The organism is Achromobacter colocynthidis, from assembly GCF_057334535.1.
In genome coordinates, this window is record NZ_JBHFIZ010000031.1 from 100,850 (window position 1) to 119,969 (window position 19,120).

Consider the following 19,120-nt stretch of genomic DNA (forward strand, 5'->3'; position numbering starts at 1 on the left):
GGGGGGCGCCCTTTTCGTATCTTTAAGCAGGAGATGCTTACCTATGAGCACGCCGACCAATGATGAAAGCCATCTGTGGGTGACGTGGGACGATTACAACCGGTTGATCGAGCGCCTTACCTTGCAGGTGCACCAGTCGGGATGGAAGTTCGACAAGATTCTGTGTCTGGCGCGCGGCGGCATGCGCGTCGGCGATGTTATGTCCCGTATTTTTGACGTGCCGTTGGGCATCCTGGCGACCAGCAGCTATCGCGAGGCTGCCGGCACGAAGCAAGGCGACATGGATATCGCCCAGTTCATCACCATTACGCGCGGCACCTTGTCCGGCCGCGTGTTGCTGGTAGACGACATGGTCGATACCGGGAAAACCTTCAACAAGGTCTATGACCACCTGAAGCGCCAGTTCGCGGACATCACCGAACTGCGCAGCGCGGTGCTGTGGTGGAAGGGGCATTCCCAGGCCACGCCCGACTATTACGTTGAAAAGCTGCCGACGAATCCGTGGATTCACCAGCCGTTCGAAGATTACGACAGTCTTCGTCCGCATCAGTTGGAAGCCTGGATCCGCAAGGGTCACACGAGCTGATCCGTTGTGAGCGTCAGAGGAGGGGGGCTAGTACGCGCCCAGAGTCCCTCCTAGTAGTCAAAGCGGCGCTGACCATGCTAGAATCGCTGGTTATCGCTAAACCGAACTTGGCTTGTTACTCTTTGGGTAGTGTTTGGGTAACGGAAACAGCCAGCGGAAATCCGAGAAATAAGTAAGAACGAGTAGAAGTGGGTGCGCATCGGTGTTGTTCAAGCAGCGCTGCATGGTTCCCAATTAGTCGTTTTTCAAGAACTCGGGTTGCGCTTTCAAAGGTTCCACGTTCCGCGGTTATCGCGGACCTGGACCCGCGCAGCGTTGCTGGTAAGCAAGCCAGGTTTGTCATCAACTTTTGTTACCCTACAAGCAGGCCAATCACTTTATGCCTATCGTTCGACTGAAGGAAAACGAACCGTTTGAAGCCGCTCTGCGTCGCTTCAAGCGCACCATCGAAAAGACCGGTTTGCTCACCGAGCTGCGTTCGCGCGAGTTCTATGAGAAGCCCACGGCTGAGCGCAAGCGCAAGCACGCCGCCGCCGTGAAGCGCCACTACAAGCGCATCCGTAGCCAACAACTGCCCCCGCGCCTGTATTGATTTTTGATTCCCGAATCTATTGATTCCAGAATCATTCATCCAGGATCTACTCGCCCGAGTCGACGTCGTCGACGTAGTCGGGCGATATGTGCAGTTGCGAAAGGGTGGGGCCAACTTGCTTGGCCTGTGCCCCTTTCATAACGAAAAAAGTCCGTCATTCACTGTCAGCCCCACCAAGCAGTTCTATCACTGCTTCGGCTGTGGAGCACACGGCAGCGCCATCACTTTCCTGATGGAACATACGGGCACCAGTTTCCCCGAAGCCGTGCGCACGCTCGCGGCTTCGGCGGGAATGACGGTCCCCGAAGAAAATCGCAGTCCACGCCAGCAGCAGGAATCCGCGCGTCGTAAGGCCGAGGAATCCCGCCATACACAGGTGCTGGATGCCGCTCAGGCGCATTATCTGAAGCAGTTGCGAGCATCGCCCGCCGCTATCCGCTACCTGAAACAGCGCGGCCTGACTGGGGAAATCGCGGCACATTTCGGCTTGGGGTGGTCGGGCACCGACCGCCACGGGCTGTCGCAGGTATTTCCCAATTACGAAGACCCTACGCTGGTCGAGTCAGGACTTGTGATCGAGTCTGAAGACGGCCGCCGCTATGACCGTTTTCGCGAGCGCGTCATGTTTCCGATCCGCAATGTGCGCGGTAGCCTCATCGGATTTGGTGGACGCATCATCGGCAAGGGCGAGCCCAAATACCTGAATTCCCCCGAGACACCGCTGTTTTCCAAGGGCCACGAGCTATACGGCCTTTGGGAAGCGCGCCAAGCCATTCGCCAGGAAGGTCAGGTGATCGTGGTTGAAGGCTACATGGATGTGGTGGGGCTGGCGCAGCAGGGCATTGCCAATGCCGTCGCGACGCTGGGTACGGCGACCACGCCAGACCATGTGAAAAAGCTGCTTCGCGCAAGCGATAAGGTGATTTTCAGTTTTGACGGGGACGGAGCGGGCCGCCGAGCCGCCTGGCGAGCGCTGCAGGCTTGCCTGCCGGTGCTGCGGGACGATATCGCGATACGGTTTTTGTTTTTGCCGTCGGAGCACGACCCCGATTCTTACGTGCGCGAATTGGGCGCCGAAGCCTTTCGCGCCTGTTTGGGCGACGCGGTGGCGCTTTCGCGTTTTCTGTTGGACGAGTTGGCCTCGCGCCATAACATGTCTGAAGCGGAAGGGCGCGCCAGTTGCCTGCACGAGGCCAAGCCTTTGTTGGCGTCGATTCCAGAGTGCGCGTTGCGTGTTCAGATCGAGCGCGAAATGGCCAAGCTGGTACAGCTGACGCCCGAAGAAATGACGCAGATTCTGGCCCAGCAGCCCGCCAAGCCTTTTACGCCGGCCGGGTCCAAGCCCCCGCCTGGTGAAGGGGGCGGTGCAGCGGGTAGCTCTGGCTCGGGTCATGATGGCGGGCACCCGGATATGGGTTACGACTTTGCCGGCCATGATTTCCAGGACATTCCCGCCGACGAGCCCGACTATGCCGATTACGGGCATATTCCGTCGCACGGCGCCGAAATGCTTGGTGGTGGTGGCCAAAGGTCAGCAGGGAAGCCCGAGTGGAAGAGTAAAGGCGACTGGAAGGGCAAGAGCGACTGGAAGGGCGGGAAGGGCAACTGGAAGGGGCGCCGGGACAATGACGTCGGCGGCTTTGAAGGACGCCGCACGATGCCGTCGCTGGCCAAGCGTTTGCTGGGTCTTTTGTTGGCCCACCCCGAATTAGTGGATTCCATGGGTGATCAGCAGCTTGAAGTCATCGACCATGGCCCCCATCTAGGTTTGGTAAGAGACCTGATCATGCTGGCCCAATCCAGCGGTGCGCGCCATGTGGGCGCCTTGCTGGAAGCGGCTGATCCGGACTCGGACTTGGCGACCGTATTGAAAGGGTTGCGCGCGGATATCCTGTCGCAGGAAGATCTGCCCGACCCGCAGACGGAGTGGGATGACGCTTTGCGGCGCATTGAATTCGATTCAGCCAAGCTGGAAATGGCCAAATTGGCGTCCACCGGGCTGTCGACTGAGGAGGCGCGCAAGCGCTACCTGGAGCTCTCCGGCAGAATGGCCACCCTGAAAGGTGCCGGGATACGTTAAATGCGCTAAAATCAAAGGTTGTCCGCTGGCAGGCATAGGCGCCTGGCGGAACGGTCTGACGGAATCAAATCCCGAAATCGAGATCTAATTCTGAAGTACTGAGCTGGAAAGCGAGTTGAAAAGCAGAGTTGAAAAGCAGTCGTAGAAAGTAGAAGCAATAGAAGCAATAGAAGCAATATTGGCGCTTGGACGTAGTGCGCCAGAAAAGAGTACCAAGGAATTGAAATGCTGCCGAAGAGCTTAGACGAAGAGCTTAATTCGGCAGCCGTATTTGTTACATCATTAAATTATTATGGCCAATGGCTGATGCCAAAGGCTGAGCGGTGAATCAGGCAGTTCAACGGCGAGCATTTTTGCGTAGCGTTAGTGGTCTGGGTGCTGTGTCTACATAGCTGCTAGGGGCAATGACCCCATAAGCAAGCAAAGCCTATTTATAGGCAGGCAGCCCCCCCAACGCCCGGAATCCGTCGCGGAATGAGGTTATGCACGTAAAGCGCCCCAACGGTATTGCACCGCCACGTCGCTAAACGGGTTCGAAAGAACTGGCGCTGCGAACAACGCAGCCGCGTGATCTTCGCCGATTTATCTGTTTTACCCGTAGCTGCGTCGCGCTAGGCCACAGTCTGGCGTGGTGCTTGCGCGGTGCAACATGCCCAAACGGGTTGCGACGACCACGGAAGCGACTATGACCAAATCCACCGGCAAATCCTCCTCTGCAATTGATGCGGCTGAAATCAAGGCCCCCGCGGCCAAGCGCGCCGTAAGCATGGCGGCGGAAAAAGCGCCCGCCAAGACGGCGGTGAAGGTCGCCAAGCCTGCTGCTGTCAAGACGGCTGCCAAGAAGGCAACCAAGACGGCTGCGGCTGACAAGCCCGAAAAAGTGACGAAGGCTCGCGCCAAGAAGGCTGAGGACAAGCTCGCCGACCTGGTGGGGGGCAGCGCCCCGCGTTCGGGCCCCGTGCCGAGCGGCCGCCGTCCGGGCCGTCCCGCCAAGAATGCCAACAATGATTCCGACGGTTTCGACGATACGATGGACGGCGAAGGCGAAGTCCTGCCCGATCTGAAGCCGCCCAAGCGTGGTGGCAAGCGCGGCAAGGCTGATCCCAAGGATCTGATCGCCCGTGGCCCCGTCACGCCGGAAGAATACGAAGCACGCCGCAACCGCCTGAAGCAGCTGATCAAGCTGGGCAAGGATCGCGGCTACCTGACGTACGGCGAAATCAACGACCATCTGCCTGACGACTTGGTCGACGCTGAAGCCATCGACGGCATCATCAGCACATTCAGCGACATGGGTATCGCGGTCTATGACCAGGCACCCGACGCCGAAACGCTGCTGATGAGCGAGAACGCGCCCGTCGCGTCCAACGATGACGATGTCGAAGACGAAGCCGAAGCCGCGCTCACCACGGTGGATTCCGACTTCGGCCGCACCACCGACCCCGTGCGTATGTACATGCGCGAAATGGGTTCGGTCGAGCTGCTGACTCGCGAAGGCGAAATCGAAATCGCCAAGCGCATCGAAGACGGCTTGAAGCACATGGTCATGGCTATTTCGGCCTGCCCGACCACGATCAACGAGATCCTTGCCCACATCCTGCGCGTGCGCGAAGGCCAGGCGCAGATCGACGAAGTCGTTGACGGCCTTGTTGATCCGGAAGACGGCGAAGAATACGCCGGCGCCGGTGTCACCGCGGACGAAGACGAAGGCGACGATGGCCCCGCCGGCGGCATGTCCAGCAAGCAATTGGAAGACCTGCGCGTGAAGGCGCTGGCCAAGTTCGATGAAGTGGGCAAGCAGTTCGACAAGATGCGCCTGTCGTACGAGAAGGACGGCTACAAGTCGGACATCTATGTGCGCGCCCAGGAATCCATCCAGAACGAACTGATGGGTATCCGCTTCACCGCCAAGATGGTGGAGAAGCTGGCTGACACGCTGCGCAGCCAAGTGGAAGAAGTGCGCCAGCTTGAACGCGCCGTCCTGCATACGTGTGTGGACCGTGCCGGCATGCCGCGCTTGCACTTCATCAAGGTCTTCCCCGGCAACGAAACCAATCTGCAGTGGGTGGTGGACGAAGTTGCCGCTGGCCATCCTTACGCCGAGACGCTGGAACGCCAGATTCCCGCTGTTCAGGAATTGCAGCAGAAGTTGATCGACCTGCAAACGCGCGTCGTGTTGCCGCTGAAGGACCTGAAGGACGTCAACAAGCGCATGGCCACCGGCGAAGCCAAGGCTCGCAAGGCCAAGCGTGAAATGACCGAGGCCAACCTGCGCCTGGTGATCTCGATCGCCAAGAAGTACACGAACCGTGGCCTGCAGTTCCTGGATCTGATCCAGGAAGGCAACATTGGTCTGATGAAGGCCGTGGATAAGTTCGAATACCGTCGCGGCTACAAGTTCTCGACGTACGCCACGTGGTGGATTCGTCAGGCCATTACGCGTTCCATCGCTGACCAGGCGCGCACCATCCGCATTCCGGTTCACATGATCGAAACGATCAACAAGATGAACCGGATCAGCCGTCAGATCCTGCAGGAAACCGGTGCCGAGCCGGATCCCGCAACCCTGGCGCAGAAGATGGACATGCCCGAGGACAAGATCCGCAAGATCCTGAAGATCGCCAAGGAACCGATCTCGATGGAAACGCCGATTGGTGACGACGATGACTCGCACCTGGGCGATTTCATTGAAGATACGTCGACCCTGGCGCCGTCGGACGCGGCCTTGCATGGTTCCATGCGTGATGTGGTCAAGGAAGTGCTAGACTCTCTCACCCCGCGTGAAGCCAAGGTTCTGCGTATGCGTTTCGGTATCGAAATGAGCACCGACCAGACCCTGGAAGAAGTGGGCAAGCAGTTCGACGTCACCCGCGAGCGCATTCGCCAAATAGAGGCTAAAGCGCTGCGTAAGCTGCGTCACCCCAGCCGGGCCGATAAGCTGAAGAGCTTCCTGGAAGGGCAGTAATAGTTTCCTGGGCCTCTAGCTCATGCCTGGTTAGAGCAGTGGACTCATAATCCATTGGTGCCGAGTTCGACTCTCGGGGGGCCTACCAAGAAAATCCTGAGAAATCAGGTACGAAACAGCCGCCAGCAATGGCGGCTGTTTCATTTTCGGCGTCTGCCGGACCCAACGCGCAGTGTCCAAAAAGTCCCTGTCTTCGGCATGCGCGACAAGGCGCGGGCGCAAGGGCCGGGTTCGACGCAGGCGTTGGTGCGCATGCAGCGTGTGGCGCAGCGCTACGATATGCAAGGCAGTGGCCGGGGGGCCACGCCGATGATGCTGGATCTACACGCCTGCCGCGATGTCCAGGGGCTGAACCGCCTGCTGCGTGGCAGGTCTTCGCGCAACCTGTCCAAGATCCGCCGTGCCGAGCGCATCGGCTATCGCGTGCGTCCCATTTCATTGATACCCCCGGCCATCGCAACGGGCCACTTGAGACCACAGAGCGTCTGGTGGCCTATACCAAGCTCGCGCGCAGCGGTGAATTGGTCCACTACCTGGACCTGATGGGGCACCGCGACCATCTGGCTGACGGCATCATGCTGCTTATGCATGTGCACATCGCGCAATGGTTATTGCACGCCGACACGCCACCAGCCCGCGGTGCGCGCGCTATCTGGTATGGGGCGCTTGAGCATGGAGGAGAAGGCCTGCTTACCTGGAAGCGGCGCGCCGGCGTCGCCCCCGTGCGGGCCCGCTTGCAGGCCTGACGTCGCGCTGATGCCCGCCGGACGCCGGCGGCTGTGTCAGGCCATGTTGCCGCCTAGTCAGGCGATGGTGGGATTAGCTAATAGAGAGAGAGATCATCCTCGGCCGGCCGCAAGCCGATTTGTTCTTGCAGCGCAACCTCTGCACAGTATGCGCGGATCATCGCCAGACAAAGTTCTTTGTCCGCGAACGAGAGCGCTCTGAATTGCTCGAGCGGGAAATTGGGGATAGGCCAGTCGTTCATGCATCGCACTCTACCAAGCGAACTCAGCTTTGCGTGGCTTCTAGGTCCAATCTAAGACCAATTGACTCCCCTCTCTGCGGCCCGCCGGGGAACGCCCCAGCGGCTACCGCGGGGCCATTCCTTTCCTGAGCTTGTCCGGCGCTTCAAGCAGCGATGACGCCAGCCCGTCACGTTCTTGCACACAGGGTTCGTCGCGCAGGCTTTTCATGAAGTCGTCGTAAAGTTCGCCCGTGACCCCGGCCGGCCGTTTGAAGTCGCCAGATAACTGATACGCACGCAGCAACACCGAGCGCAGCCGTTTGACCTCCCAGAGCAGCGAGATCACATCTGAATTCCAGGGCTGGCGTTCGCGGATGGTGCGAAGGTCGTCAAGGGTGAGGGGGGCTTTGAACGTCATGGCGGAAAATACTGTTTGTATATCCAGTATATTCCATCAAAAACGGGGACGTTCCTCGTTATCGCAACACGGCCTGCGGCAATGTGGAAACGAGATGGTTTGGCCGTCTTGATATGCCGAATGTCTGGCAATTACGACGTCCCAATGGAAGAGCGCCCCAGCTCAAGATGAGTCTGAGGCGCTCCTGCCCGGCTTCGCACGCGATGGGTGTCAGACAGCCCGGCAACTCAAATCTACTGCTGTGAAATTCCATCGGCAATAGGGAAAACCCCAGAAAATTAAAGGGTTACAAGAATCTTGAGGGGGCCACGTCCACCCATCGCATGAACCCTTCGCAGCCCATGGTGCGAAGGGTTTTTTCTTGTTGGGCTGTCACGTTCTCACGCACGTCAAGATCGCGGGATCTTTTTGCCCACCTCGGCATGCGCGAATTGTGGCGTCCTGGGGCCGAGCCGACACTGACGCTTCATTCAACGCAGCGGAGAGCAGAGATGTGGAGCAGTCGAAAGCGGCAATTGGGCCAGGGTATGACCGAATACATCGTTGTTGTGGCGCTCGTAGCGGTGGCGGCCATTGCCGTCTATCAGTATTTCGGCCAGGTGGTGCGTTCACAGACTGCCGCCATGGCACGTGAGCTTGCAGGGGAAGATGGCGGCACACAGACGCGCGCGGCACAGCAGGCGGCTCAGAAGGCAGCGGCTCAGGCCAAGGCTCGGTCGCTCAAGTCCTTTACCGGCAATGCCTCGGATGCGAAGTGATGACGCAGATGCGCATGCCTTCCAGCGTTCAGCATGGCCAGGCATTGGTGCTGGGCATGATGATCGTGTCGGGCGCGGCGGTATCCCTGGTTGTGCTCTACAACCTGGGTCAAACGGCGGAAGGCCGTATGCGCTTGACCCATGCGGCGGACGCGGCCGCCTACAGTGGCGCGCTTGAGCAAGCGCGCACGCTCAATGCCCTTGCCTATGTGAACCGAACGCAGATTGCGCATCAAGTCGCCATGGCGCACTTGGTCACCTTGGCAGCCGCGGCGCAGTACGGCCGTACCATGCATGCTCAACGTACCCGGGGCAACCCGCCTGCCGGCTTGATCGCCATGCTGTTCGGTCCGGATATGGGGCTTGCTTATCGGGCAGGGCAGGCATTGCCCGATGCCGAGTCGCGGTTGGCAAGCGCGTTCGCGCAACATGACCACGTTGTGCATCGGGTATTGGACGCGGCGGCGGCCTCAGCCATGGCGAGGCTGACGGCCTCGCGCGATCGCATCATGCGCAAAGTCCTGGAAGCCAACATGACTGATCCGGATCCGGGTTCTGATCAGGGTTCGAGTTCGGATTTGAGCAAGTCGCCGCGTGCGCGGGGTCTGACGTTGAATCTCCTGTCGGATGCGTGGCCGGGGTTCGCCGAGCGCAACGTAGCCACGCGCAAAGCGGGTTTGCGGCCAGCAGTGGAACTAGCGGCTGACCGCTACGGATATCTGCAAAAGCGCAATGCCACACGCCGTAATCCCTGGCCCGTCAGCAAGCGCTGCCCTTTGAAGCGGCATGAGTTGCGTCGCCGTGGTTCGACATGGCTTGGGCCCGATGGACGTTGGGGTGCCTTGGACACGCACTCATTTCATGCGCTGCGATCCAATCGATGGATTGGTTGCTACTTCCGTGAATACTCAATGGCCTGGGGTACGGCGCAGGGCCAGAAGTCCAAGACGCCAGATGGCGTGGACTACGTGGAAGAGCCGCCCGCGGACTTTTCCCAAGAGGACTTTTGGCGCTGGGTGGAGCAGTCCACCGCGTGGGACATCTTCAGCGGCGTGACCAACCCCATGGCGAATTCCTATGCGATGGCGTCCGCGCAGCGTTGGCCCGGCAAAGGCTTGCCGGCTTACCGCGAAGTCAAGGCGTCGCGCTTGCACGAAAGGCTGCGGTTTGCCGTGCGCGTGCGTTGGTCTGGTTCTGTACTGAAGACCACCGATGCGGACAGCGTGTTGGCGTCGCCGACGGGCATCTTTCGTTACGCCGCCCTGGGGCAGTCCGGAGGGATCACCGTGACCAGCGCCGCCGAAACGTATTTCTTGCGGCCGGAGCAGCGTGCGGATCGCCGTGAAGAACTGGCCACCTTGTTTCGACCTTATTGGCAGGCACGTCTCTCGGCGGTCACGCGCGCAGAGGCCTCGCATGCCCGGAGCACGCCATGATGCAGAGGGATAGGTATCTCCGTTGCCCCGCGCGTCAGCAAGGGCAGGCGATCGTCGAAGCCTTGCTGATGCTGCCGCTGATGGCGGTGCTGGTTTGGGCAGTGTCCTGGGTCGGCGGGCTGCAGTTCTCGGCTCAACAGTTGTCGCAGGTCAGCCGCAAAACGGCGATGTTCGGCGCGCTGGGGCAGCCCGTGGCGCCAGCGCATTCGATGGTTGCCGCGGGACTGCGCCAACGGATCCTTGAACTGCCCGGCATCGCGCCGTCGAACATGTCTGTATTGCAGGGCGAATGGTTTGGCGACGGCCTGCGCCTGCTTTCGGTGTATGCGCGCGCGATGCCTTCGCGGAAGGGGCAAGCGCCGATCATCGCGCGCCATGCGCATGTGGCGATCGGTGCCGGCCATGCACATGGAGACGCCGACGCGCGCCGTCGTATTGGCAATGCACCGACCGCATGGCGCCAGGTTGAACGGGCGTCGCTTGCGCAGGCGCGACGCGGCGGGCCTGCCACACGGCGCATGGACGGTCCCTGGAGGCGGGCCGCGCTACAGACCGATTGGTTGTCCGCGTGGGCAGATGTGGTGCCGCCTGACCGGTTGGGAATACGTAAAGGACGAAAGCCATGAATGCGTACTCAATGACTTCGATTCTCCGGACAAGGCCTGTCGTCGTTCGTCTGCTTCGTCGCTTGGCGGTAATGACGTGGCTTGCGACGGTGGCGGGCCCCTGCGTCGCACAGCCCTCGCAGTCCGCAACGACAGTCGCTGTTTCTCTAAGCGGGCTGCGCTTGCCGGAAGGGTCCACGCATGCCTTGCTGGCTGACCGCGTGTGGCTTCATGGCTACCCGGCCCAAGTGCTGGTGTTTGACGCACCGGCGGATAGCCGTGCCGTGGTCCGCGCGTTGGTGGACCAGCAGCCGGGCTTGTCCGATTTGAATGTGCTGCCGGGCCATCTCATCCTGTCTGGCTGGATCGATGATCAGCAATGGGTGGCGCAAATGCAAAGTGCAGGTCCGAGCCGGACCATCGGCACGGTGTCTTCGCTGCGCATGGCGGCCCTTCCCAACCCTGTGATGCCCGTCTGGCTGCCAGAGGGCGCACGGCTGCGCCTCGATTTTGCAGTGATGGAGGCGGGCGTCAAAGTGTGGGAGCGTATTTGGCAACATGGCTTGCCGCCTTCTCGGATAGCCCCCTTGCTAAAAGCGGCCTTGCTGCGCGACGGGTGGCGCCTTGAAGCAGATGACGGCGCTTTGCAGTCATGGGCGCGCGCAGACCAACGCATGCAGGTGTCGTTGGTGCCGTTGGATGCGGGCAGCGGCCTGCGGGTCAGAAGGTGGGTGCCATGAAGGCTGCACTGATGCATGGCGTTTCCCGGCTGCGCCGCGCCGGCGTGTATGGGCTGGCATTGATGGCGGGGTTGCTGTCGGCATGGGCCGTGCGCGAGCACGTGCAGCAACGGGTAGAGGCGTTGGAAGCCGAGGCTCGCACACCGGTTGTCGAGCGTCTGGTTGCCGCCTATGACCTTGCCGCGGGCACGCGGCTGGAAGAGGCTGACGTGGCGGTCCGCGAGATTCCGGCGCAGTGGGCGTCTTCCGCCAGCCTGGATCCGCTGGCGCTGAACAATTTGCTTGGTGGCACCTTGGTGGCGGATGTGGCCCACGGCGAACCTTTGCTGAAGTCACATCTGACTTTCTCGATGCCGGCCCCCGCCTTGGCATCCCGACTGCGTTCGGGCCAGCGGGCGCTGACTGTCGCCGCGGCTGACCTTGGCGGGCTGGCCGATATGCTGCGTGCCGGTGACTTGATCGACATCTACGTGACCTTTCCTCATCGACAAAGAGAGCTCACCGTGCCTTTGCTGCAGGGCATGCGTGTGCTGACGGTTGGCGCCGGGGCCGATGAAGATGGGGTGGCAAGCGGTGCCGGCAGCATTACGCTTGCCGCCGATCCGGACCAAGCCATGAAGTTCGTCGCTGCCAGGCAGGCGGGTTCGTTGACGGCCATGCTGCGACATCGCGACGATGAGGCGGCCGTTGCCGAATCCACTCAGACGGATCTGGCCTCGCTTATCGGATTGGCGCCGGAACCCGCGCCTGCTCCCGGCGTAACGATCTTGTACGGGGACCGCATGCAGGCGCAATCGCCTGTTCCTTCAGACGCCGCCGCAATGGCGGGTAGTGCATCGGAGCGGCCATGAGACGCATCGCATTCATCCTGAGCGCAATCACGCTTGCCCTGACGTCCACCACGGCCACTGCCTCCCCCTCAACTGAGCCGCAGGCGTTGGAGTTGCAGGTAGGTGAAACGCGGGTACTGCCGCACCCCGGCGTGAAACGAGTGGCCATTGGAAACGGGCAGGTGTTGAGCGCCGTTGCGACAGAAGGCCGGGACGTCGTGATCTTTGCCCGCGCCGAAGGCGTGTCGTCCGTGCACGTCTGGGCGGCCGGGGCCAAACCGAAAGCCTATGACCTGCGCGTTGTCGCCGCTGGCGCGCCGCGTTTGCGGGCAGAGGTTGAGTCGCTGCTTGCCCGTATTCCTGGCGCGCGCAGCACCACGGTGGGAGGGCGAATCGTGATCGAAGGAGACGATTTGTCCGACGACGACCGGGCACGCATTGCCGCCCTGGCCGAACGTTATCCCGCCATCCTGGACTTCACGGGGCAAGTGGGATGGGACCGAATGGTGCTGCTTGATGTGCAGGTGGTTGAGATTCCCACATCGCGAATGCGCGAGTTCGGCCTGCGTTGGGACGGGGTGACTCAAGGCGGTGCGAATGCCGGCCTGGCCTGGGACGCAGGCTCGCGGGCGCGCATGACCCGACCTGGCGAATCCATCATCGAGACAGCCGGGCCGGCATCGGCCGCCGCGGGTTACTTCGGAGTCAATGCCTTACTGTCCGCCCGCATCGCCGCGCTGGCGCAAAGTGGTGAAGCCGTCATGCTGGCGCAGCCGCAACTGCTTGCGCGCAGCGGCGCCAGCGCCACGTTCCTGGCGGGCGGCGAGGTTCCCTACACGTCGACCGATTCGCGTGGCAATCCCACCACCTTGTTCAAACCGTATGGCGTGTCGCTCAACATCACGCCGCGCATCGACCGAAACGGCGTGATTCGGTCGTTGATCGAAGTCGAGGCCAGTTCTGTCGACACGTCGCTAAGCGTTGCGGGTGGCCCGGCCTTGCGGACGCGGCGGGCTTCCACCGAATTCAACGTCAGATCGGGCAATACGCTGGTCATTGGGGGCTTCTTGTCGCGAGAGCAAGGCCAGGAGATCAATGGCCTGCCCTGGTTGCAGAATATTCCCATTCTTGGTGCCTTGTTTTCGTCGCGCAGGTTTCAGCAGCGCGAAACCGAATTGGCCATTTTTGTGACGCCCAAGATTGTGTCGCAAAGCGAGCCCGCAATGCAGGATCGGGTGCGGCGCGGGCGAGGAGTGTTGGACAAGGCGTTTCCAGAGCCGCCGCGCCTGGGCACCGCAACGCCCGTCACCGTCGACGCTTGGGATCCCTATGCAGGTGCAGGTTCGCAGTGGGTCGCCCGCGATGACTTCCCCCAGACTCCACATCAAGAGTGACGCCATGCTCGACATCGAAATGACATTTGAAGATTCCGGCGTTCGCCGACAGTTCGCGCCGACGCCGGTGCTGATCGGACGGGGCTCCCAGTGCGGCTTGCGTATCGTCAATTGGCGAGTCGGGCGGCAGCACGCCCGTTTGCTTCGTCAAGACGACGATATTGTCCTGGAGGATCTGGGTACCTTGGCAGGCACCCTGGTGAACGGAGCAAGAGTGGTGCGTCATGCGCCGGTCTTGCCCGACGACGATATCCTGATAGGTCCTTGCCGCTTGCGCGTACGGTGGGTGGCGCCGGACGATGCTGCACCGGCTCTGGCCTTCGCCGTAGCCGTTGCGCCCGCATCGCCGGACGCGGCCGTGCTGACCCCGGCTGAGACGGCAGCGCCTTCGATAGCCACGATGCCGTTGCCGCCCATTGCGCCACAGCGCGTGCAAGCGCGTCGGCGCCTGCACGCGGCCTTGCTCGACGCGCTGGACCTGCGCCGGCGCGACGTCGCGGGCATGAGCGACGGCACGTTGCGCGCCGAAGCCGAGCGCCTGCTGACGCATATCGTCGCGTCGGACGTCGATTTGCCCGACGATGCGGCCAAGCAGGCCTTGTGCAGAGAGGTGCTGGACGAAGCCGTGGGATTGGGCCCCTTGGAGCCCCTGCTGGCCGCGCCAGACATCACCGAGATCATGGTCAACCGTTATGACGAGATCTATGTGGAACGCGCGGGGCGGCTTTGGCGACACCCCGCCGCATTCACCAGCGAACAATCGGTGCGTTGGGTAATCGAGCGCATCGTCACGCCACTGGGCCGTCGCATCGACGAAAGCTCGCCCATGGTTGACGCACGCTTGCCCGATGGATCGCGCGTGCACGCCATCATTCCGCCGGTGGCGATGAAAGGCGCCAGCTTGACCATCCGCAAGTTTCCGCAGCGGCGGCCCCAGATGTCCGATCTGATCGCGGCGGCGTCCTTAAGCGAGGCCATGGCGCGATTCCTGGCGCTATGCGTCAGGATGCGCAAAAACCTGGTTGTGTCCGGCGGCACGGGCTCGGGCAAAACGACCTTGCTGAACATCTTGTCCAACGAAATCCCCGATGGCGAGCGGGTCGTCACCATTGAGGACGCCGCCGAGTTGCGGCTGAATCACGATCATCTGGTGGCCCTGGAAGCGCGTCCCGCCAACCAGGAGGGCAGGGGGCATATCGCCATACGCGAGCTGGTACGCAACGCGCTGCGCATGCGGCCGGACCGTATCGTCGTCGGGGAGTGCCGTGGCGCCGAAGCGTTCGACATGTTGACGGCCATGAACACGGGCCACGAGGGCTCGTTGACAACCTTGCACGCGAACTCACCTCGCGATGCCTTGGGCCGACTGGAATCGATGATCCTGATGGCGGGCCTGGACTTGCCCTTGTCCGCCGTGCGCGAACAGATCGCCGCCAGCGTTGAGCTTGTGGTGCAGCAGGCCCGCTTGGCGGACGGTCGTCGCGTCGTGACGTCGATCGTCGAAGTCGCGGGGATGGAAAGTGGGCGCATACAACTGCAGGAGCTATTCCGATTTGACCGGACGGCGGGCTTCAAGGGATGTGGAGCGTTGCCCGGCTTTTCGCAGGGTTGGTCTGACGACGGGGTATCGATGGATCCGGCGTGGTTCACCGAAACGTCGATGCCGAAGGGGGCGCCTTCGTCCAAGTCTGCACCGGGGTTTCCATGATCTGGCTGGCGGCGGCGGGCGCTATGTGCTGCGCAGCAGTGTTGGTGCTGCATGCCCAGGCCTGGTTTGCGCCGGCATTGCGCCGCTACCGGGAGCTTTACACGCAAGACGCGGGAGTCCGGCTTAGCGAGGTGTTCCTGTTCATCGACCCCTCGCAGTTGTGGCTGGCGGCCGTCGCCTGCGCGGCGCTGTCGGCGGCGTTGGCTTTTTCGTTGACGGGCAGTGGCATTCTGGCGGCGTTGCTTGCCGGGCTGGCCTCTCGGGCGCCTCGCATGATGGTTGAGATGCTGCGGCGCAGGCGGGCACGCCGTTTCGAACAGCAATTGCCAATGGCGTTGTTGATGCTGGCCTCGGCATTGCGCGCAGGGGTCGCACTGCCCACGGGCTTGCGCCATGTGGTTGAGCAGAGCGGCGCACCGCTGGCCCAGGAATTTGGCTTGATGCTGCGGGAGCAGCGCTTGGGCGTGCCGTGGGATGCGGCGCTAGGAAATTTGCAGTTGCGGATGCCCGCCGACTCCACCTCGCTGGTGGTGGCCGCCATGCGTATTGCAGCACAGACCGGCGGCAACCTGGCCGAGGCGCTGGAGAGCATTGCGCAAACCTTGCGTGCGCGCTTGCAGTTGCAGGCGAAGCTGCAGGCGCTGACATCCCAAGGGCGTTTGCAAGCATGGATAGTAGGGGCGCTGCCCTTGGTGTTGCTCGCCGTGTTGAATGAGCTTGAACCCGACATCATGGGCTTGCTGTGGCACACGCCCATGGGGTGGGGCGTGCTTGCGATGGTGGCCGTACTGGAGACGGCGGGTGTGTTCCTGATCCGGCGCATTGTCCGGATCGAGCTCTAACAGGAGGGGGTAATGGGGAAGGGGGCCATGTTGCTGAACCTGAGCATGTTGATGGCGGCGCTGGCCGTGGGTTGCGTGACCTGGTTTGCGCTGCGCCCCTTGCTGGGCGGCAAACAGGCGGTGTCTGCCGGATTGCCATGGTGGTGGCGGGCTGCCTGGCCATGGGTATCTGCCGTGGCGCCAATAGCGGGGCCGCTATGTTCGTGGCGCCTGCGCGCACGATTGGCTCGCGCGATCGAATGGGCGGGCTTACCGGCAAGCGTGGGTTACGCACACGTGGCGGCATTGAGCGCCAGCGCGGCGTTGTTGGCTGGTGGGGCGGCGGCAGGCGCGATGGCGGCCTACGGCATGTCGCCCTTGGCCTGGATGCCTTGGGCGCTGGCTTTGGGCATTTTGGCTGGCCTGGCTCCCCGCGCCTGGCTGCGTAGCCTGAGCGAAACACGCCGCCGCAGCATTGAACGCGATCTGCCCTTTGTGTTCGACATGATGACGCTATGCGTGGAAGCGGGTTTGAGTGTGCAGGGGGCGCTGCAGTTGGCGGCGCAAAGCGGCCCGCAAGGTGTTCTGCGCGATGCATTGGCGGAGGCCTTGGCCGAGATGCGGGCGGGCGTTACGCGTACAGCCGCGATCAAGGCGCTGGCCGACCGCAGCAACAGCCCGCTTGCCCGGACCTGGGCCGCCGCATTGGCGCAAGCCGAGGCGCTGGGCATCAGCCTGGGGCCGGTTCTGCGGGCACAAGCGGCGCAGTGCCGCAGCGACCGGCACGTGCGAGCCGAACAATTGGCGATGCAGGCGCCGGTAAAAATGCTGCTGCCCTTGATCGCGTGCATTTTCCCGTGCACGTTCATCGTGCTGGCGTTTCCCATTGCCGTTCAATTGCTGCAAAGCGTGCAATGAATGGCTGCCCGCCCTTGTCGCCTGTCCGGCTGAGGTTCTTGCGTGTGGATGACTGGAGGCGCCGGATGCGGGGCCTGCTGGGGCGCCGACCGCCTGGCACGCGGTCCGGCGTATTGCTCATGCCCTGCGCTGGCGTACATACCTTTGGCATGCGCTATGCCATCGACGTGGCGTTTGTCGGGCGGGATCTGCGGGTGATGGCGGTGCGCAGGGCGTTGCCACCCTGCCGCATTGCCTTATGCCTGGGCGCTGTTGCCGTTGTCGAGATGCGGGCTGGTGTTATTGATGCCGAACACGGAGGTATAGGCCGGATAGAAGCTGCAATACAGCGCGCCGCCCGCGGCGATATTGAACGGAATCTGTAGGGTGCCCGCGAATTCGAGCGACAGGCCCATATAAACCAGCAGGCCGGCGCACAGGTCGATGAAGAGGAAAACCAGTGCCCAGGTGGCGCCGTACACCAGGAACGGCCACTTGTTGCGCCAGCAAGCAATACCGGAGAAAAACAAGGCTTGCACCAAGCGCAGGCCATGCCATGCGACCAACACCGGCGCATGCCAGAACAAGGCGGCGATCACGACATAAATAATGGCGAAGATGGTCAGCGGAACCCGCATGGCCATCAGAATAGGGTCCAGAGAGCGCTCGACGGAAGCGATGCGATAAGCCTCCGCCATCGAGTCCATGAACGGCAGGAAAGTGAGCAGGCCGGCCGCCATGCTTAAGCCCGCATACAACAAGCCCATCAGGAACAGCTTCCTGAACACGCCCGGTTGCTTGAGGGGTTTGCCCCACATCGACGGCAGCATGACGCGGTCGGCCTCAATGTGCTTGCACGCAGACAAGGTCATGAGGGTGATGATGGGCATGAGCGCCACGACCAGGATCGGGCCCACTGGAGGAGTCGCGCTGGCGAAGACGACCAGAAGGCTGATGAACATTGCCCAGGTAAACATGGCCAGGGGTTGTTTGCGGAACAGACGGAAGCCGTCTCGAACCCATTGCCAGCCGGACGTCGCGGGTAAGAATGCTGCTTGCATGGCTCTCTAAAGGAGGGATGTCTCTCAAAAAGGGACGCGCGAGCCCCATTATGGGGGGCGTTACGGTTACGGCAATATTGGCAAGCGCGAGCGGTGGCGTGCCTGCAACACTCTTTCGAAGTGCCGCGGGTCGTGCGGCTTAAGCGTTTGCGCGGGCCGGGGCAGGAAAAAATCGTACAGGCGGGAGATCCAGAAGCGCAGGGCGGCCGCTCGCAGCATCAGGGGCCAGACCTCGCGTTCGGCATCGGTGAAGGGGCGCACGCTGGCGTAGGCCGCCAGCCATGATTGCACCAGTTCGGGAACGAACTCGCCGGTATCCCGTTCAATGCACCAGTCGTTGACGCTGACCGCCACGTCGAACAGCCACGTGTCGCAGCCCGCGAAATAGAAGTCGATGATGCCGCCCATGAGCGGATCGTCGAACGTGCCCGCAAACAGCACATTGTCGCGGAAGAGGTCGCAATGGGCGGGGCCCGTCTGCAGCGCCTGCCAGGCGGGCGTGGTCACCGCGGCTTGTTGGGCAGCCAGTTCCGCGCTTAATAGCTCGGCCTGCTCGGGGGTAAGAAACGGCATGACTTTGGGGGCCGTTTCCAGCCACCAGTTCAAGCCGCGCAGGTTGGGCTGGTGGATCGGAAAATCCTGGGCGGCCAGATGGGCGCGGGCCAGGGTTGCGCCCGCCAGTGCGCAATGGGTCGCGCCGGGGGCGGGCTCGTAGCCGCCAGGCAAGCGCGACACGATGGCGCAGGGTTTGCCGTGCAGGGTCGTCAGCCGGGTGCCGTCGCGCAGGTTTTGCGGTTGCGGCACCGGGACGCCGCGTTCCGCCAGGTGGTACATCAATTCAATGTAGAAAGGCAGTTGCGCGTGCGTCAACACCTCGAACAGCGTCAGCACGAATTCGCCGCGGGTCGTATACAAGAAGTAATTGGTGTTCTCGATACCCGCCGTAATCCCTCGAAGCGAGACGAACTCGCCCAGGTCGAATCGCGCCAGGAGGGCGCGCGCGTCGTCGTCGGATACGGGAGTGAATACGGCCATTGATGTACAGGGTAAGGAGTTAACGGACGCTCGGACATGCCGGGTGCGGCGGCGGCGGCGCAATTTTAGACCACATAGCGCCCGGGCCGTTCGGGAGGGGCTTGGGCAGGCGTGGACAGGCTGCCGGACATATTGCCGCGAAGCCCGTAAAATACCGCATCCCCTTGTTTTGTAGAGTGATTCTTGGACTCCCCCGACTGGCGGCTGTGCGTCGCCCCGATGATTGA

General features: G+C 62.0%; 18 protein-coding genes, 1 tRNA gene and 1 pseudogene. 16 read left to right on the plus strand and 4 right to left on the minus strand.

The genetic code is table 11. From position 1 onward, the window contains the following. Window positions 1–43 precede the first annotated feature (43 nt). The 6 genes from ACE04A_RS14115 to ACE04A_RS14140 all read left to right on the plus strand — a co-directional run bounded on the left by ACE04A_RS14115 (window position 44) and on the right by ACE04A_RS14140 (window position 6,969). Window positions 44–586: a phosphoribosyltransferase gene (locus ACE04A_RS14115; RefSeq protein ID WP_100855090.1), complete on the plus strand. Its 543-nt coding sequence runs from the start codon at window positions 44–46 to the stop codon at window positions 584–586. 379 nt (window positions 587–965) lie between these two features. Further along, window positions 966–1,178, plus strand: a complete 213-nt coding sequence (gene rpsU / locus ACE04A_RS14120; RefSeq protein WP_006218592.1) for a 30S ribosomal protein S21 — start codon at window positions 966–968, stop codon at window positions 1,176–1,178. Window positions 1,179–1,197: 19 nt separating this feature from the next. Then, entirely contained in the window at window positions 1,198–3,258 is a 2,061-nt protein-coding gene (dnaG, locus tag ACE04A_RS14125; RefSeq protein WP_448717949.1) for a DNA primase, read from the plus strand. A gap of 685 nt (window positions 3,259–3,943) precedes the next feature. Beyond that, entirely contained in the window at window positions 3,944–6,223 is a 2,280-nt protein-coding gene (rpoD, locus tag ACE04A_RS14130; RefSeq protein WP_259253126.1) for an RNA polymerase sigma factor RpoD, read from the plus strand. A 9-nt stretch (window positions 6,224–6,232) separates the two neighbouring features. Then, a tRNA-Ile gene (locus ACE04A_RS14135) sits at window positions 6,233–6,311 on the plus strand. Between the two features lie 400 nt (window positions 6,312–6,711). Beyond that, on the plus strand, window positions 6,712–6,969 hold the full coding sequence (locus tag ACE04A_RS14140; protein ID WP_485820230.1) for a hypothetical protein: 258 nt from the start codon (window positions 6,712–6,714) through the stop codon (window positions 6,967–6,969). 77 nt (window positions 6,970–7,046) lie between these two features. On the opposite strand, the gene ACE04A_RS14145 is transcribed toward ACE04A_RS14140, so the two are convergent. Then, entirely contained in the window at window positions 7,047–7,211 is a 165-nt protein-coding gene (locus ACE04A_RS14145) for a 2'-5' RNA ligase (protein WP_279996864.1), read from the minus strand. 103 nt (window positions 7,212–7,314) lie between these two features. Continuing rightward, entirely contained in the window at window positions 7,315–7,608 is a 294-nt protein-coding gene (locus tag ACE04A_RS14150; protein WP_100855096.1) for a hypothetical protein, read from the minus strand. Between the two features lie 491 nt (window positions 7,609–8,099). Between ACE04A_RS14150 and ACE04A_RS14155 the strand changes: the two genes are divergently transcribed. The 10 genes and pseudogenes from ACE04A_RS14155 to ACE04A_RS14200 all read left to right on the plus strand — a co-directional run. After that, window positions 8,100–8,366: a hypothetical protein gene (locus ACE04A_RS14155; RefSeq protein WP_100855097.1), complete on the plus strand. Its 267-nt coding sequence runs from the start codon at window positions 8,100–8,102 to the stop codon at window positions 8,364–8,366. A 14-nt stretch (window positions 8,367–8,380) separates the two neighbouring features. Next, the gene (locus ACE04A_RS14160) at window positions 8,381–9,802 is read left to right on the plus strand and encodes a hypothetical protein (protein WP_485820231.1); all 1,422 of its coding nucleotides are present in this window, start codon (window positions 8,381–8,383) and stop codon (window positions 9,800–9,802) included. After that, window positions 9,799–10,428, plus strand: a complete 630-nt coding sequence (locus ACE04A_RS14165; protein WP_448717951.1) for a pilus assembly protein — start codon at window positions 9,799–9,801, stop codon at window positions 10,426–10,428. Before ACE04A_RS14160 ends, ACE04A_RS14165 begins: the two co-directional genes overlap by 4 nt. Window positions 10,429–10,613: 185 nt before the next feature. Further along, the gene (locus ACE04A_RS14170; protein WP_279996867.1) at window positions 10,614–11,147 is read left to right on the plus strand and encodes a hypothetical protein; all 534 of its coding nucleotides are present in this window, start codon (window positions 10,614–10,616) and stop codon (window positions 11,145–11,147) included. Beyond that, entirely contained in the window at window positions 11,144–11,998 is an 855-nt protein-coding gene (gene cpaB / locus ACE04A_RS14175) for a Flp pilus assembly protein CpaB (protein ID WP_448717952.1), read from the plus strand. Before ACE04A_RS14170 ends, cpaB begins: the two co-directional genes overlap by 4 nt. Then, window positions 11,995–13,371 carry a type II and III secretion system protein family protein gene (locus tag ACE04A_RS14180; protein WP_448717954.1) on the plus strand — a complete coding sequence of 459 codons (1,377 nt, stop codon included), beginning with the start codon at window positions 11,995–11,997 and terminating at the stop codon, window positions 13,369–13,371. Before cpaB ends, ACE04A_RS14180 begins: the two co-directional genes overlap by 4 nt. A gap of 4 nt (window positions 13,372–13,375) precedes the next feature. Next, window positions 13,376–15,079 carry a TadA family conjugal transfer-associated ATPase gene (locus ACE04A_RS14185; protein ID WP_447988378.1) on the plus strand — a complete coding sequence of 568 codons (1,704 nt, stop codon included), beginning with the start codon at window positions 13,376–13,378 and terminating at the stop codon, window positions 15,077–15,079. Continuing rightward, the gene (locus ACE04A_RS14190) at window positions 15,076–15,921 is read left to right on the plus strand and encodes a type II secretion system F family protein (RefSeq protein WP_448717957.1); all 846 of its coding nucleotides are present in this window, start codon (window positions 15,076–15,078) and stop codon (window positions 15,919–15,921) included. Before ACE04A_RS14185 ends, ACE04A_RS14190 begins: the two co-directional genes overlap by 4 nt. A 27-nt stretch (window positions 15,922–15,948) precedes the next feature. After that, window positions 15,949–16,818, plus strand: coding sequence for a type II secretion system F family protein (locus tag ACE04A_RS14195; protein WP_448717958.1), 870 nt, complete (start codon window positions 15,949–15,951; stop codon window positions 16,816–16,818). A gap of 65 nt (window positions 16,819–16,883) precedes the next feature. Further along, window positions 16,884–17,048 (plus strand): annotated as a pseudogene (locus ACE04A_RS14200) (DUF192 domain-containing protein); the annotation flags it as partial. A gap of 6 nt (window positions 17,049–17,054) precedes the next feature. Here the strand turns inward: ACE04A_RS14200 and ACE04A_RS14205 are convergent. Together ACE04A_RS14205 and ACE04A_RS14210 are read right to left on the minus strand one after the other, a co-directional pair. After that, the gene (locus ACE04A_RS14205) at window positions 17,055–17,858 is read right to left on the minus strand and encodes a BPSS1780 family membrane protein (protein ID WP_259253109.1); all 804 of its coding nucleotides are present in this window, start codon (window positions 17,856–17,858) and stop codon (window positions 17,055–17,057) included. A 66-nt stretch (window positions 17,859–17,924) separates the two neighbouring features. Further along, the gene (locus tag ACE04A_RS14210; protein WP_448717959.1) at window positions 17,925–18,893 is read right to left on the minus strand and encodes a homoserine kinase; all 969 of its coding nucleotides are present in this window, start codon (window positions 18,891–18,893) and stop codon (window positions 17,925–17,927) included. Between the last annotated feature and the right edge of the window lie 227 nt (window positions 18,894–19,120).